This window comes from Kitasatospora sp. NPDC092039 (assembly GCF_044756065.1).
Classification (GTDB): Bacteria; Actinomycetota; Actinomycetes; order Streptomycetales; family Streptomycetaceae; genus Kitasatospora.
Genome location: NZ_JBIVSD010000022.1, coordinates 1 through 13,941 on the forward strand (window position 1 = coordinate 1; position 13,941 = coordinate 13,941).

The following is a 13,941-nucleotide window of genomic DNA, read 5'->3' on the forward strand; positions in this document are numbered from 1 at the left end:
TCCCCGCCGCGTCCGAACCCGCCTCCGGCTCCGACAGGCAGTACGAGAACATCCCCTCCCCCCGCGCCAGCGCCCCCAGGTACTTCGCCTTCAACCCCTCCGAACCCGACAGCTGCACCGGCAGCGAACCGAGCTTGTTCACCGCCGGGATCAACGACGACGACGCGCACACCCGCGCGACCTCCTCGATCACGATCACCGTCGCCAGCGCGTCCGCCCCCGCACCGCCGTACTCCTCCGGCACGTGCACCGCGTGCAGATCAGCACCCCGCAACGCCTCCAGCGCCTCCTGCGGGAACCGACCCAGCTCGTCCACCTCCGCCGCGAACGGAGCGATCTTCGCCTCGGCCAGCGAACGCACCGCCTCACGGAGCATCCCGTGCTCCTCGGAGATACGGAAGAGATCGAAGTCAGCCGCCCCTGCGCTGCCCGCCATGATGCCTGCCTCGTCGTTCGGTGACCGGCGCCCGATCGAGGTCCGATCGGTGCCCGGTGCGAGTGAATCCGCGGTTAACTACCGTTCAGTAGAGATCCTAGGGCGCCGACCTGCGGCTGCCTAGCGTCCCGGGCGATCCCGGTGCGCCCCGCGCGGACGGATAGCATCAGGGCATTCGTACTGGTCGCGTCCGCATCCAAGGAGAACCCGTGACCCTCCGCATCTCCGTGATCGGCACCGGCTACCTCGGCGCCACGCACGCCGCCGCGATGGCCGAGTTCGGCTTCGAGGTGCTGGGTCTGGACATCGACCCCGACAAGATCGCCATGCTGACCGCCGGCCGCGTCCCGATGTACGAGCCCGGGCTGTCCGAACTGCTGCTCAAGCACGTGGCCGGCCACGAGGGTTCGACCGGACGGCTGCGCTTCACCACCTCCGCCCAGGAGGCCGCCGAGTTCGGCGACGTGCACTTCATCTGCGTCAACACCCCGCAGCGCAAGGGCGAGTTCGCCGCCGACATGTCGTACGTCGACACCGCGCTCGACGAGTTGGCGCCGCACCTGACCCGCCCCGCCCTGGTGGTCGGCAAGTCCACCGTCCCGGTCGGCTCGGCGGCCCGGCTGGCCGAGCGGCTGGCCGCGCTGGCTCCGGTCGGCGAGGGCGCCGAACTCGCCTGGAACCCCGAGTTCCTGCGCGAGGGCTTCGCCGTCCAGGACACCCTGCGGCCGGACCGGATCGTGGTCGGCGCCCAGAGCGAGCGGGCCGAGCGGCTGCTGCGCGAGGTGTACGCGGAGCCGATCGCCGCCGGGGTGCCGTTCATGGTCACCGACTACGCGACCGCCGAGCTGGTCAAGGCGGCCGCCAACTCCTTCCTGGCCACCAAGATCTCCTTCATCAACGCGATGGCCGAGGTCTGCGAGGCGGCCGGCGCGGACGTCACCCAGCTCAGCAAGGCACTCGCCTACGACGAGCGGATCGGCGGCAGGTTCCTCAACTCCGGCCTCGGCTTCGGCGGCGGCTGCCTGCCCAAGGACATCCGCGCGTTCATGGCCCGGGCCGGCGAGCTGGGCGCCGACCAGGCGCTGACCTTCCTGCGCGAGGTCGACTCGATCAACATGCGGCGCCGCTCCCGGATGGTCGAGCTGGCCCGCGAGCAGTGCGGCGACGGCTTCCTGGGCCGCCGGGTCGCCGTCCTCGGCGCCGCCTTCAAGCCCAACTCCGATGACATCCGGGACTCCCCCGCCCTCAACGTGGCCGCCCAGATCCAGCTCCAGGGCGCCCAGGTCACCGTCTACGACCCGAAGGCCGTGGACAACGCCCGCAAGATGTTCCCCTCCCTCGCCTACGCCCACTCCGCCCTGGAGGCCGCCGAGGGCGCCCACGTCGTCCTCCACCTCACCGAGTGGTCCGAGTTCCGCGAGCTGGACCCGGCCGTGCTCGGCGCCGTGGTCGCCGAACGCCGCCTCCTCGACGGCCGCAACGTCCTGGACGCCGACGCCTGGCGCGCCGCCGGCTGGACCTACCGCGCCCTCGGCCGCCCGAGCTGACGCCCCCGCCCGCGGCGCCCCGGGCCGGAATCCCGAGCCCCCGGCCGTCGTTGGTACCGGCATGACGAACTACGGCGACGACGCGACGGTCCGCGGGATCCTCACCGGCGCGGGCGACACCTGGGCCGTGGTGGGCCTGTCGAACAACACCGCCCGGGCCGCGTACGGGGTGGCCCGGGTCCTCCAGAAGTACGGCAAGCGGATCGTGCCCGTGCACCCGAAGGCCGAGACGGTCCTCGGCGAGCAGGGCTACGCCTCGCTCGCCGAGATCCCGTTCCCGGTGGACGTGGTGGACGTGTTCGTCCGCTCCGAACTCGCCGGGGAGGTGGCCGACCAGGCGGTGGCGGCCGGGGCGAAGGCGGTCTGGTTCCAGCTGGGCGTGGTGGACGAGGCCGCCTACGAACGGACCCGGGCGGCCGGGCCGGCCATGGTGATGGACAGGTGCCCGGCCATCGAGATCCCGCGGCTCGGCTAGGAACCCGAGCCGTCCAGGCGGTCGATGGTGGCGATGGACGGGCGGCGGCTGCCGCGCAGCCCGGCGGCCACCGACTCGGCGTCGCGCAGGACGCGGACGGCGTTGTGCCAGGTGAGCTTGGCCAGGTCGGCCTCCGACCAGTGCCGCCCGAGGAGTTCGGCGACCAGGTTGGGGTAGCCGGCCACCGATTCCAGGCCGTCCGGCAGGAAGGCGGTGCCGTCGAAGTCGCCGCCGATGCCGATGTGGTCGATGCCGGCCACCTCGCGCATGTGGTCGAGGTGGTCGGCGACGGTGGCCGGGGTGGCGATCGGGCGCGGGTTGGCGGCCTCGAAGGCGCGCTGGCGCTCCATGGCCGGCGGGGTGGTGTCCAGCGGGTCGAAGCCGTGGGCGCGCATGTTCTCGTCGGCGGCCCGGGTCCACTCGATGGCGGCGGGCAGGATGAACTTCGGCACGAAGGTGGCCATCGCCACCCCGCCGTTGGCGGGCAGCTGGGCGAGCACGTCGTCCGGGACGTTGCGCGGGTGGTCGCAGACCGCGCGCGAGGAGGAGTGCGAGAAGACCACCGGCGCCTCGCTCACCCGCAGGGCGTCGCGCATGGTGTCGGCGGAGACGTGCGAGAGGTCGACCAGCATGCCGAGCCGGTTCATCTCCCGGACGACCTCCTCGCCGAACCGGGTCAGCCCGCCGGCCGCCGGCTCGTCGGTCGCGGAGTCCGCCCACGGCACGTTGTCGTTGTGGGTGAGCGTCAGGTACCGCACGCCCAGCTCGTACAGGGCGCGCAGGGTGGCCAGCGAGCAGTCGATGGAGTGGCCGCCCTCGGCGCCCATCAGCGAGGCGATCCGGCCCTCGGCGCGGGCGGCCTCCATGTCGGCGGCGGTACGGGCCAGCCGCAGCCGGTCCGGGTAGCGCTCGACCAGGGCGTGGACGAAGTCGACCTGCTCCAGGGTGGCGCTCACCGCGTGGTCGCCGGCCAGCGAGGAGGGGACGTAGACGGACCAGAACTGCGCGCCGACCCCGCCCCGCGCCAGGCGGTCGAGGTCGGTGTGCAGCCGGTCGCTCTGGTCGGCCGCGAGGTCGAGCGCGCCGAGGTCGTACCCGGCCTGCTCGCGCATCGCCCAGGGGAGGTCGTTGTGGCCGTCCACCACGGGGGCGGTGCGCAGCAGGGCGCGGGCGCGGTCCAGCGGGGTGGGGGAGTCCGTCCGAGAAGTCATACCGGCTGTTCTACCCCACCCCCACCAGCGGGATTACTTGCCGAAGCCGAAGGACGAGGAGCCGGCCACCTTGGCGCGCAGCTTCTTGCCCTTCTCGGTGGCCTGGTTGTTCAGCTCGGCCTGGAAGTCGGTCATCTTCTCGGTCAGCTCGGGGTCGAAGGCGGCGAGCATCCGCACCGCGAGCAGGCCGGCGTTGCGCGCGCCGGCCACCGAGACGGTCGCCACCGGGACGCCGGCCGGCATCTGGACGATCGACAGCAGGCTGTCCATGCCGTCCAGGTAGCGCAGCGGCACCGGCACGCCGATGACCGGCAGCGGGGTGACCGAGGCGAGCATGCCCGGCAGGTGGGCCGCACCGCCGGCGCCCGCGATGATCGCCTTCAGGCCGCGCTGGTGGGCCCGCTCGCCGTACGCGACCATCTCGCGGGGCATCCGGTGGGCGGAGACGACGTCCACCTCGTAGGGGACCTCGAACTCGTCGAGCGCCTGGGCGGCGGCCTCCATGACCGGCCAGTCGGAGTCGGAGCCCATCACGATGCCAACAACAGGAGCGGCGGAGGTCATTCGGTGATCGTTCCTCGCAGGTAGGCGGCCGCGTGGCGGGCGCGCTCGCGGACGTCTTCGAGGTCGTCCCCGAAGACGTTGACGTGGCCGACCTTGCGGCCGGGCTTCACGTCCTTCCCGTACATGTGGATCCGCAGCCCGGGGTCGCGGGCCATGCAGTGCAGGAAGGGGCGGTACATGTCCGGGTAGTCGCCGCCGAGGACGTTGACCATGACGGTCCACGCGGCGCGCGGGCGGGGGTCGCCGAGCGGGAGGTCGAGGACGGCCCGCAGGTGGTTCTCGAACTGCGAGGTGACCGCGCCGTCCTGGGTCCAGTGCCCGGAATTGTGCGGGCGCATGGCCAGCTCGTTGACCAGGATGCGGCCGTCCCGGGTCTGGAACAGCTCGACGGCGAGGTGGCCGACGATGCCGAGTTCGCCGGCGATCCGCAGGGCGAGCTGCTGGGCCTCGTCGGACAGGGCCGGGTCGAGGTCCGGCGCGGGGGCGGTGACCTCGGCGCAGACGCCGTTCTCCTGGACGCTCTCCACCACCGGGTAGGCGACGGCCTGGCCGCTGGGCGAGCGGACCACGTTGGCGGCCAGCTCGCGGACGAAGTCGACCTTCTCCTCGGCCAGCACCGCGACGCCGGCCAGGAACGGGGCGTGCGCCTGCTCCTCGTCGTCGACGACCCAGACGCCCTTGCCGTCGTAGCCGCCGCGGACGGTCTTCAGGACGACGGGGTAGCCGGCGCCCTCCTCGGCGAAGGCGGTCACGTCGGCCGGGTCGGCGACGATCCGGTGCCGGGGGCAGGGCACGCCGATGGAGTCCAGCCTGGCCCGCATCACGCCCTTGTCCTGGGCGTTGACCAGCGCCTCCGGGCCGGGGCGGACGGCGATGCCGTCGGCCTCCAGGGCCCGCAGGTGCTCGGTGGGGACGTGCTCGTGGTCGAAGGTGATCACGTCGCAGCCGGCGGCGAAGGCGCGCAGGGTGTCGAGGTCGCGGTAGTCACCGAGGACAACCTCGGAGACCACCTGCGCGGCGGAGTCCTGGGGCGTGTCGGCGAGGAGTTTGAACCTGACCCCGAGCGGGATGCCCGCCTGGTGTGCCATGCGGGCCAGCTGCCCGCCACCGATCATGCCGACCACTGGAAAATTCACATTGCCCGGGGAAGTCACGCGGCCCAGGATATCCGGGCCGGTGGGGGGCGGTGGAGTCGCAGGTGGGGCCTTCGGAGCGGACGCGCGTAGATGTCAACCTGCCGCCCTGCGGGCTGAGCCGTTCGGTGGAAGCGGGTAGCCTGGTCGGCTAGGTCCTGGTCTGCGCGGTCCGATCATGTGCGTGCACGCAGGGCTCAAGGGGTCGCCGCTCCGTCGCGGCCGGCCCTTTCGTCCCGCAGGCACATGGAGGCAGTCCGGTATGGCGACGACCGCAGCTTCGAAACCCCCGCTCGCGCAGAAACTGCGTGGGCTCACGGGTGAGGTCGTGAAGTTCGGCATCGTCGGCCTGAGCGGCGTGGTGGTCAACTTCGCCGTCTTCTGGGTCTGCATCAACGGGATGGGCCTGGCCTCGGTCCGGTCGAACATCGTCGCGACGGTGATCGCCATCGCGACCAACTACCTGGGCTACCGCTACTGGCTGTACCGGGACCGCGACGCCGCCTCCCGCAAGCGCGAGATCACCCTCTTCCTGGTCTACAGCGGCATCGGCATGCTGATCGAGACCGGCGTGCTCGGCTTCTCGGTGTACGTGCTCGACCTGCGTTCGCACTACGAGCAGATCGGCGCCAAGGTGATCGGCCTCGCCGTCGCCACCGTGTTCCGCTTCGTCTCGTACCGCACCTGGGTGTTCAAGGCCGTGCCGGAGCCCGTCGAGCTGCCCGCCCAGCAGGCGGCGGACACCGCCGGCGGCCAGGAGCTGGCCGCCCAGGCCGAGCTGATGCTGGCCGCCGAGCGGATCCGCTTCGCCAAGGCCGAGTAGGCGCCGGAGCCCCCTCCCCCGCCTCGTGCGGCCGCTCAGTCCCGGTGGCCGCGTCCGAGGAAGAGCGCGAAGACCGCCGGCTTCAGCGAGAGCAGTTCGAGCCGCCCGCCGTCCGCCTCCGCGAGGTCGCGGGCGACGGCCAGCCCGATGCCGGTGGAGTTGCGCCCGCTGACCGCGCGTTCGAACACCCGGTTGCCGAGGTCCGCCGGCACGCCGGCGCCCTCGTCCTGGACCTCGACCACCACCGAGGTGCCGGACGGCCGGACCCGCAGGGTGATCGTCCCGGCGCCGTGCATCAGCGAGTTCTCGATCAGGGTGGCCAGCACCTGGGCCACCGTCCCCGGGGTGCCGACCACGGTGACCCCGTGCAGCCCCTCCAGGGAGAGCACCCGGCCCTGCTCGCGCAGCGTCGGGCCCCACTCCTCCACCTGCTGCTTGATCACGTCGTCCAGGTCGAAGGCGACGGCGGTCGGGCTGCGCGGGTCGCGCTGGGTGGTGAGCAGCCGCTGCACCACGTCGGTGAGCCGCTCGACCTGCTGGAGGGCGATGGTCGCCTCCTCCCGGACCGTCCGCGGGTCCTCGGCGAGGGCGGTGATCTCCTCCAGCCGCATGGAGAGCGCGGTGAGCGGGGTGCGCAGCTGGTGCGAGGCGTCGGCGGCGAGCCGGCGCTCGGCGGTGAGCATCCGGGCGATCCGCTCGGCGCTGGTGTCCAGCACCTCGGCGACCCGGTCCAGCTCGGGCACCCCGTAGCGGCGGTCGCGCGGGCGGGGGTCGCCGGAGCCGAGCCGCTCGGCGGTCTCGGCGAGGTCGGTGAGCGGCCGGGCGAGCCGCTTGGCCTGCCAGACGGCGAGCGCCACCGCGGCCTGGACGGCGAGCAGGGCGACCACGCCGAGCAGCAGGAGGTTGTTGGCGATCTCGTGGTCGACGTCCTCGCGGGACTGCTCGACGGTGACGGTCTCGCCGCTGTTGCCGCGCTCGACGGCCTTCAGCAGGTGGCTCCCGGCCGGGCGCTCGCCCGCGGAGACCACCGGCTGGCCGGGCACCTGCACCTCGACGTAGCTGCCCTCGGTGACCTGGCTCTGGAAGGCCCGCCCGGTGACGGGCTCCCCCGCGGCGAGCCGGCTCTCGACCAGGGCGAGCACCCGGACGGCGGCCGCGTCCACCCGGTCCTGGGCCGAGTTGACGATGGTCCGCTTCTCGACCAGGGCGATCGGCACGCAGAACACCACGACCACCACCAGGACGACGCCCAGCAGCGAGTTGATCATCCTGCGCTTCACGCCGCCGCTCCCCTGGGTGGTCCGCCGCTGTCGGCCGAGGGCCTGGTCAGGGGCTAATTCTTCTCGAACCGGAACCCGACCCCGCGCACGGTGGCGATGTAGCGCGGGTTGGCCGCGTCGTCGCCGAGCTTCTTGCGGAGCCAGGAGATGTGCATGTCCAGCGTCTTGGTGGAGGTCCACCAGGTGGTGTCCCAGACCTGCCGCATGATCTCCTCGCGGGTGACCACCCGGCCGGCGTCCCGGACCAGGACCCTCAGCAGCTCGAACTCCTTGGCGGAGAGGGTGAGTTCCTCGTCACCGAGCCAGGCGCGGTGGGACTCGATGTCGATCTTCACGCCGTGCGCGCCGGTGGTGAGCTGGTCGACGTTGCCGCGCCGGAGCAGGGCCCGGACGCGGGCGAGCAGCTCGGCCAGGCGGAACGGCTTGGTGACGTAGTCGTCGGCGCCGGCGTCCAGGCCGACCACGGTGTCCACCTCGTCCGCGCGGGCGGTGAGCACCAGGACCGGGCAGCTCTTGCCGTCGGCGCGCAGGCGGCGGCAGACCTCCAGGCCGTCCATCTCGGGCAGGCCGAGGTCCAGGACGACGAGATCGACCTCCTCGGTGAGGCCGGCGGCCAGTGCGGTCGGACCGTCCTCGCGGACGAGCACCTCGTAGCCCTCGCGTCGCAGGGCCCGGGCGAGCGGTTCGGAGATCGCCGGATCGTCCTCGGCGAGCAGCACACAGGTCATGGGGTGATGGTAGTCCGCCGGGGTGAGCCCGGATGCCCTGTGAGGTAGTTCACAGAGCGTGATCGTTATACAAGTCCACAAAGGGCCTCAACACGCCGCGACGGACCGGCCGTTCGGCGAAGAATCTCCGGTTGGATCTTGAAACCGAAGGAAGACGCGCCGATCTACCATCGATAGATCGGGCAGATGTGTTGCCAACTTTGCCATTCCCGTACCTGATTCAAGGCTTTTGTCATCTGATAAAGCCAAATGTCGCCACGTAGAGTGGTTTCGTCCACGTCCGCCGCCACCCCCCTAGGCGGACGCTGTCAGGCAAGGAACCAGTACTCATGGCGTCTAAGACCCTGGAAGCCGACATCTCGTCGGCCTCTCCCAGCGGCAAGACCTTCCTCGGGCACCCCCGAGGTCTCGCCACCCTGTTCATGACCGAGATGTGGGAGCGCTTCTCCTACTACGGCATGCGCGCCCTGCTGATCTACTACCTGGTCTCCGGAGGCGCCGACGCCGCTGTCGGCAGCCAGGGCGGCGGCCTCGCCATGACGGCCACGATGGCGACGGCGATCTACTCCGTCTACGTCTCGATGGTCTACCTCATGGCCTACCCGGGCGGCTGGTTCGGCGACCGGGTCTGGGGCGCCCGCAAGACCGTCGCCATCGCCGGGTCCGTGATCGTGGCCGGCCACATCGCGCTGGCCGTCCCGGGCCAGGCGGCGTTCTTCGCCGGTCTGCTCCTGGTCGCGGTCGGCTCCGGGCTGCTGAAGGCCAACATCTCCACGATGGTCGGCCACCTCTACAACGGCCCCGAGGACCCGCGCCGCGACGGTGGCTTCACCGTCTTCTACATGAGCATCAACCTCGGTGCCTTCGTCGCCCCGTTCGTCATCGGGACGATCGGCAAGGAGCACAACTGGCACCTGGGCTTCGGCCTGGCCGCGGTCGGCATGGCCCTCGGCCTGGTGCAGTTCCTGCTGGGCAGCCGCCACCTGAGCGAGAAGAGCAGCAGGGTCCCGAACCCGCTGCTGCCGGCGGAGCGCAAGAGCCTGCTGGTGAAGGTCGGCGTCACGGTCCTCGCCGCCGCCGCGTTCTACGGCGCCATCGTCGCGATGGGCGTCTACACGCTGAACTGGGCCCTGGTCCCGCTGACCCTGGCCGGTCTGCTCATCCCCGTCGCCGTGCTGGTCCGGATCAAGCGCGACAAGGAGCTGAGCGCCGCCGAGCAGTCCAAGATGTCCGCGTACATCTGGTTCTTCGCCGCGGCCGCCGCCTTCTGGATGATCTACGACCAGGGCGGGTCGACGCTCTCCCTGTTCGCGGACAAGAAGACCGCGGACACCCTGTTCGGCTTCGGCTTCTCGGCCACCTGGTACCAGTCGCTGAACCCGCTGTTCGTGATGGCGCTGGCGCCGGTCTTCGCCTGGCTGTGGATCTGGCTCTCCCGCCGGAACAAGGAGCCGAACACCATCGTGAAGTTCTCGATGGGCCTGCTCCTGGTCGGCGCCTCGTTCTTCATCTTCATCGTCCCGATGAACATGGCGGACGGCGGCGACAAGGTCTCCCCGATGTGGCTCGTCTCGATCTACATGATCCAGACCATCGGCGAGCTGTGCCTCTCCCCGGTCGGCCTCTCGGTCACCACCAAGATGGCGCCGCAGAAGTACGCCTCCCAGATGATGGGCGTCTGGTTCCTCGCCGTCACCGCCGGTGACTGCACCACCGGGCTGCTCTCGCTGGCCGGCGTCGACCTCAACGGCACCGGGATCATCGCGATGCAGGCCGCACTCGCGGCCCTCGCCGGGTTCGCCGTCTTCACGTACCGCAAGAAGGTCCAGGCCCTCATGGGCGACGTGCGCTGACGAGCCGCCCCTCGGCTCACGACTCCGGGGCCGCCGTGGATTCCTGAGATCCACGGCGGCCCCGGCCGTTCCGTTCCCCGGCGGCGCGTCGGCCGCCGGGCCCTCCCCGGAAGGCCCGTACCTCGCGGGCCCGTCAGACCTCGCGGACGCCCGCCCGCCAGACCGCCGCCGTCAGCGGCACGCCCGGCCGGTAGGCCAGGTGGACGTGCGAGGGCGCGTCCAGCAGCAGCAGGTCGGCCCGGGCGCCGGGCGCGACCACGCCGACGTCCGTACGCCGCAGCGCCCGGGCGCCGCCCGCGGTGGCCGCCCAGACCGCCTCGTCCGGGGTCATGCCCATCTCCCGTACGGCCACGGCGATGCAGAACGCCATCGAGCTGGTGAAGCTGGAGCCCGGGTTGCAGTCGGTGGACAGCGCCACCACCGCCCCCGCGTCCAGCAGCCGCCGCCCGCTCGGGTACTCGGCCCTCGTGGAGAACTCCGCCCCCGGCAGCAGGGTCGCCACCGTCGCCGAGCCGGCCAGCGCCGCCACGTCCTCGTCCGTCAGGTGGGTGCAGTGGTCCGCCGAGGCGGCACCGAGCTCCACCGCGAGCTGCACCCCGGGCCCGTACGAGAGCTGGTTGGCGTGCACCCTCGGCGTGAGGCCGCGCTCGATCCCCGCCGTCAACACAGCCCGCGCCTGGTCCCCGTCGAAGGCGCCCTTCTCGCAGAACACGTCCACCCAGCGGGCGTGCGGGGCGCAGGCGTCCAGCATCTCGCCGGTGACCAGGTCGACGTACCCGGCCGGGTCCTCGGCGTACTCGGGGGCGACCACGTGGGCACCCAGGTACGTCGTCTCCGGGGTGTGCCGGGAGGCGATCCGCAGCGCCCGCGCCTCGTCCTCGACCGTCAGCCCGTAGCCGGACTTGCACTCGACGGTGGTGGTGCCCTGGCGCACCGCCTCCCGGACGAACCGGGCCAGGTTGGCGTCCAGTTCGCCGTCGCTCGCCGCCCGGGTGGCCGCCACCGTCGTCCGGATCCCGCCCGCCGAGTACGCCTGCCCGGACATCCGGGCGTTGAACTCGGCGGTGCGGTCGCCCGCGAACACCAGGTGGGCGTGCGAGTCGACGAAGCCGGGCAGCAGGGCCCGGCCCTCCGCGTCGTAGCGCTCGTCGGCCGCCGGCGCCCCGGCCGCCGGGCCGACCCAGGCGACGGTGTCGCCGTCGACCACCACGGCCGCGTCGGTCAGCAGGCCGAGCGGCCCGGCACCCTGCCCGGGGTCGTTGGTGACCAGGCTGCCGATGCCCGTGATCAAGGTGGTCCTGGTGCTCAAGACAAGGCCTTCCGAAGAGAGTCGAACAGAGGAGTCAGCAGTCCAGCGCGCCGATCGCGGAGCGCAGTGCGCCCGGCACGTCGGCCACCAGCAGGTGCACGCCGTCCCGGACGACGTGCCGGCCGCCGACCACCACGTGCCGCACGTCCGCCGCCGAGGCCGCGAAGACCGCGATCTCGGCGCCGAGCCGGGGCGGCGGTCCCGCCGTGCGGACGGTGTCCAGCGCGATCACCGTGAAGTCGGCGAGCGCCCCGGCCTCGACCCGTCCGGCCTCCGGCCAGCCGAGCGAGGCGTGCCCGTCCTCGGTGCCGGCCCGCAGCAACGAGTTCGCCGTCCAGTGGCCCCGGGTGCGGGTGCGCAGCCGCTCGTCCAGTTCCAGCGCCCGGGCCTCCTCGAACGGGTCGATCACCGCGTGGCTGTCGCTGCCCAGGGTGATCGGGGAGCCCGCCGAGGCGAGCCGGCGGGCCGGGCCGATGCCGTCCGCGAGGTCCCGCTCGGTGGTGGGGCACATGCAGACCGTGGTGGAGGAGTCGGTGAGCAGCCGGACGTCCTCGTCGGTCAGGTGGGTGGCGTGCACGGCCGAGGTCCGCGGGCCGAGCGCGCCGTGGTCGGCGAGCAGCCGGGTCGGGGTGACGCCGTGCGCGGCCAGGCAGGCGTCGTTCTCGGCGGTCTGCTCGGACAGGTGGACGTGCAGCGGCGCCTTGCGCATCGCCGCCCAGTGCGCGACGGTGCCCAGCTGCTCGGCCGGGACGGCCCGCACCGAGTGCACGGCGGCGCCGATCCGGGCGTGCTCGCGCGGCTTGAGCGCGTCCGCCCGGGCCGCCCAGGCGTCCGCGTCGCCGTCGCTGAACCGCTGCTGCGGCTTCGTCGGCTCGGCGCCGAAGCCGGAGGAGAGGTAGCAGGTGTCCAGCAGGGTGATCCGGATGCCGGCCCGGGCGGCGGCCTCGATCAGCGCCTCGCCCATCGCGTTGGGATCGGCGTACCGGGCGCCGCCGGGCGCGTGGTGCAGGTAGTGGAACTCGCCGACGGCGGTGATGCCGGCCAGCGCCATCTCGGCGTAGACGGCGGTGGCGAGGTCGAGGTAGCGGTCCGGGTCCAGCGCGCCGGCGAACCGGTACATGGTGTCGCGCCAGGTCCAGAAGGTGCCGGAGCCGACCTGGACGTGCCCGCGCAGCGCCCGGTGGAAGGCGTGCGAGTGGGCGTTGGCCTGGCCGGGCAGCAGCAGCCCGTCGAGCCGGACGGCGTCCGGCGGGCAGGGGCCGCTGTCCGGGGCGACGGCGGCGATCGTCCCGCCGGGGCCGGTGGTGATCAGCACGTCCTGCTCGACCACGGGCCCGTTGTCGTGCGGCAGCCAGGCGTACTGCGCCCAGTACCTCGTCGTGGTCACTGACACGCCAGGTCCTCCAGTACGTCGGCGAGGGCGGCGACCCCGGCCAGGCAGTCGGCCTGCTCGGCGTGCTCGGCCGGGGAGTGCGAGACGCCGGTGGGGTTGCGCACGAACAGCATGGCGGTCGGGATCGCGGAGGCCAGGATCCCGGCGTCGTGTCCCGCCCCGGTGGGCAGCACCGGGGCGTCCAGCAGCTTGGCCAGCCGGTCGCGCAGCGGCCCGTCGAAGTCCACCACCGGGGTGTAGGACTCGCGGGTCAGCTCGACCCGGACGCCGTCGCGCCCGCCGCGCTCGGCGGCGGCCCGCTCGATCTCGGCGACCAGCTCGGTGAGGGTGCGCTCGTCGGCCGCCCGGGAGTCCAGCCAGCCGCGCACCAGCGAGGCGATCGCGTTGGTGCCGTTGGGCTCGACCGCGACCTTGCCGAAGGTGGCCAGCGCGCCCGCCAGCTTGGCCTTCTTGCGGGCGGCGAGCACGGTGTTGGCGTAGGTCAGCATCGGGTCGCGGCGGTCCTCGATCCGGGTGGTGCCGGCGTGGTTGGCCTCCCCGTGGAAGTCGAACCGCCAGCGGCCGTGCGGCCAGATCGCGCCGGCCACGCCGACCGGCTGCCCCTCGGCGAGGCAGCGGCCCTGCTCGACGTGGAGCTCGACGAAGGCGCCGATCCGGGCCAGCCGGTCGTCGTCCGCGCCGATCGCGGTGGGGTCGTAGCCGGCCCGCTCCATCGCGTCGGGCAGCCGGACGCCGTCGGCGTCGCGCAGCTCGTACGCCTGCTCCGGCGACAGCACCCCGGCGGTCAGCCGGGAGCCGATGCAGGCCACGCCGAACCGGGCGCCCTCCTCGTCGCCGAAGTTGACGATCGCCAGGGGCTTGGTGAACGCGGCGCCGCGGGCGCGCAGTTCGTCCAGCGCGGCGAAGGAGGACACCACCCCGAGCGGGCCGTCGAAGGCGCCGCCGTCCGGGACGGAGTCCAGGTGCGAGCCGGTGACGACGGCCCCCTGCCCGTTCGGGTCGCCCAGCCAGGCCCACTGGTTGCCGTTGCGGTCCAGCTCGTACGTCAGGCCGCGGCCGCGGGCCTGCTGCTCGAACCAGGCGCGGCACTCGGTGTCGGCGGAGTTCCAGGCGAAGCGGCGGTAGCCGCCGGAGGAGGCGGAGCGGCCCACGGGGAGCAGCTCCGCCCACATCTCCTCGAACGACGGGC

General features: G+C 72.6%; 13 protein-coding genes. 4 read left to right on the forward strand and 9 right to left on the reverse strand.

Features of this window, described 5'->3' with window-relative positions:
- Nucleotides 1-436: acyl-CoA dehydrogenase family protein (locus tag ACIQI7_RS32640; protein ID WP_401117127.1), on the reverse strand; the 436-nt coding region annotated here is incomplete at its 3' end.
- Nucleotides 437-645: 209 nt separating this feature from the next.
- Here ACIQI7_RS32640 and ACIQI7_RS32645 point away from each other — a divergent pair.
- On the forward strand, nt 646-1,983 hold the full coding sequence (locus ACIQI7_RS32645; protein ID WP_387756603.1) for a UDP-glucose dehydrogenase family protein: 1,338 nt from the start codon (nt 646-648) through the stop codon (nt 1,981-1,983).
- Between the two features lie 61 nt (nt 1,984-2,044).
- Entirely contained in the window at nt 2,045-2,458 is a 414-nt protein-coding gene (locus tag ACIQI7_RS32650; protein WP_387756602.1) for a CoA-binding protein, read from the forward strand.
- Here the strand turns inward: ACIQI7_RS32650 and ACIQI7_RS32655 are convergent.
- From ACIQI7_RS32655 to ACIQI7_RS32665, 3 genes are read right to left on the reverse strand one after another with little or no spacing between them, the layout of a single operon-like run.
- Complete coding sequence (locus ACIQI7_RS32655; protein ID WP_401117130.1) at nt 2,455-3,669, reverse strand: dipeptidase; 1,215 nt, start codon at nt 3,667-3,669, stop codon at nt 2,455-2,457. The genes ACIQI7_RS32650 and ACIQI7_RS32655 overlap by 4 nt on opposite strands.
- A 33-nt stretch (nt 3,670-3,702) precedes the next feature.
- Nucleotides 3,703-4,233 (reverse strand): 5-(carboxyamino)imidazole ribonucleotide mutase, encoded by a 531-nt coding sequence (purE, locus tag ACIQI7_RS32660; RefSeq protein ID WP_401117132.1) that lies wholly within the window; start codon nt 4,231-4,233, stop codon nt 3,703-3,705.
- Complete coding sequence (locus tag ACIQI7_RS32665) at nt 4,230-5,369, reverse strand: 5-(carboxyamino)imidazole ribonucleotide synthase (RefSeq protein ID WP_401117287.1); 1,140 nt, start codon at nt 5,367-5,369, stop codon at nt 4,230-4,232. The genes purE and ACIQI7_RS32665 overlap by 4 nt, the downstream gene beginning before the upstream one ends.
- Nucleotides 5,370-5,694: 325 nt before the next feature.
- Here ACIQI7_RS32665 and ACIQI7_RS32670 point away from each other — a divergent pair, with 325 nt between their 5' ends.
- Nucleotides 5,695-6,189: a GtrA family protein gene (locus tag ACIQI7_RS32670; RefSeq protein WP_401117134.1), complete on the forward strand. Its 495-nt coding sequence runs from the start codon at nt 5,695-5,697 to the stop codon at nt 6,187-6,189.
- Between the two features lie 35 nt (nt 6,190-6,224).
- Here ACIQI7_RS32670 and ACIQI7_RS32675 read toward each other — a convergent pair whose 3' ends face one another.
- Together ACIQI7_RS32675 and ACIQI7_RS32680 are read right to left on the reverse strand one after the other, a co-directional pair.
- Complete coding sequence (locus ACIQI7_RS32675; protein WP_401117137.1) at nt 6,225-7,469, reverse strand: ATP-binding protein; 1,245 nt, start codon at nt 7,467-7,469, stop codon at nt 6,225-6,227.
- A gap of 53 nt (nt 7,470-7,522) precedes the next feature.
- Nucleotides 7,523-8,197, reverse strand: coding sequence for a response regulator transcription factor (locus ACIQI7_RS32680; protein ID WP_030058577.1), 675 nt, complete (start codon nt 8,195-8,197; stop codon nt 7,523-7,525).
- Between the two features lie 329 nt (nt 8,198-8,526).
- Here ACIQI7_RS32680 and ACIQI7_RS32685 point away from each other — a divergent pair, with 329 nt between their 5' ends.
- On the forward strand, nt 8,527-10,050 hold the full coding sequence (locus ACIQI7_RS32685) for a peptide MFS transporter (protein ID WP_401117139.1): 1,524 nt from the start codon (nt 8,527-8,529) through the stop codon (nt 10,048-10,050).
- A 133-nt stretch (nt 10,051-10,183) separates the two neighbouring features.
- Here the strand turns inward: ACIQI7_RS32685 and hutI are convergent, their stop codons facing one another.
- Genes hutI through ACIQI7_RS32700 form a run of 3 tightly spaced genes read right to left on the reverse strand, consistent with a single transcriptional unit; the run spans nt 10,184 to nt 13,924 of the window.
- Nucleotides 10,184-11,359, reverse strand: a complete 1,176-nt coding sequence (gene hutI / locus ACIQI7_RS32690; RefSeq protein ID WP_401117141.1) for an imidazolonepropionase — start codon at nt 11,357-11,359, stop codon at nt 10,184-10,186.
- Between the two features lie 34 nt (nt 11,360-11,393).
- Nucleotides 11,394-12,746, reverse strand: a complete 1,353-nt coding sequence (locus ACIQI7_RS32695; protein ID WP_401117143.1) for a formimidoylglutamate deiminase — start codon at nt 12,744-12,746, stop codon at nt 11,394-11,396.
- Nucleotides 12,743-13,924, reverse strand: coding sequence for an allantoate amidohydrolase (locus tag ACIQI7_RS32700; protein ID WP_401117290.1), 1,182 nt, complete (start codon nt 13,922-13,924; stop codon nt 12,743-12,745). The genes ACIQI7_RS32695 and ACIQI7_RS32700 overlap by 4 nt, the downstream gene beginning before the upstream one ends.
- Nucleotides 13,925-13,941 lie beyond the last annotated feature (17 nt).

Bases quoted from the DNA above. Each gene is read 5' to 3' on its own strand.
- ACIQI7_RS32655 (WP_401117130.1), bottom strand. From the start codon at position 3,669: ATGACTTCTCGGACGGACTCCCCCACCCCGCTGGACCGCGCCCGCGCC.
- ACIQI7_RS32700 (WP_401117290.1), bottom strand. From the start codon at position 13,924: ATGTGGGCGGAGCTGCTCCCCGTGGGCCGCTCCGCCTCCTCCGGCGGC.
- ACIQI7_RS32650 (WP_387756602.1), top strand. From the start codon at position 2,045: ATGACGAACTACGGCGACGACGCGACGGTCCGCGGGATCCTCACCGGC.
- ACIQI7_RS32685 (WP_401117139.1), top strand. From the start codon at position 8,527: ATGGCGTCTAAGACCCTGGAAGCCGACATCTCGTCGGCCTCTCCCAGC.
- ACIQI7_RS32680 (WP_030058577.1), bottom strand. From the start codon at position 8,197: ATGACCTGTGTGCTGCTCGCCGAGGACGATCCGGCGATCTCCGAACCG.
- purE (WP_401117132.1), bottom strand. From the start codon at position 4,233: ATGACCTCCGCCGCTCCTGTTGTTGGCATCGTGATGGGCTCCGACTCC.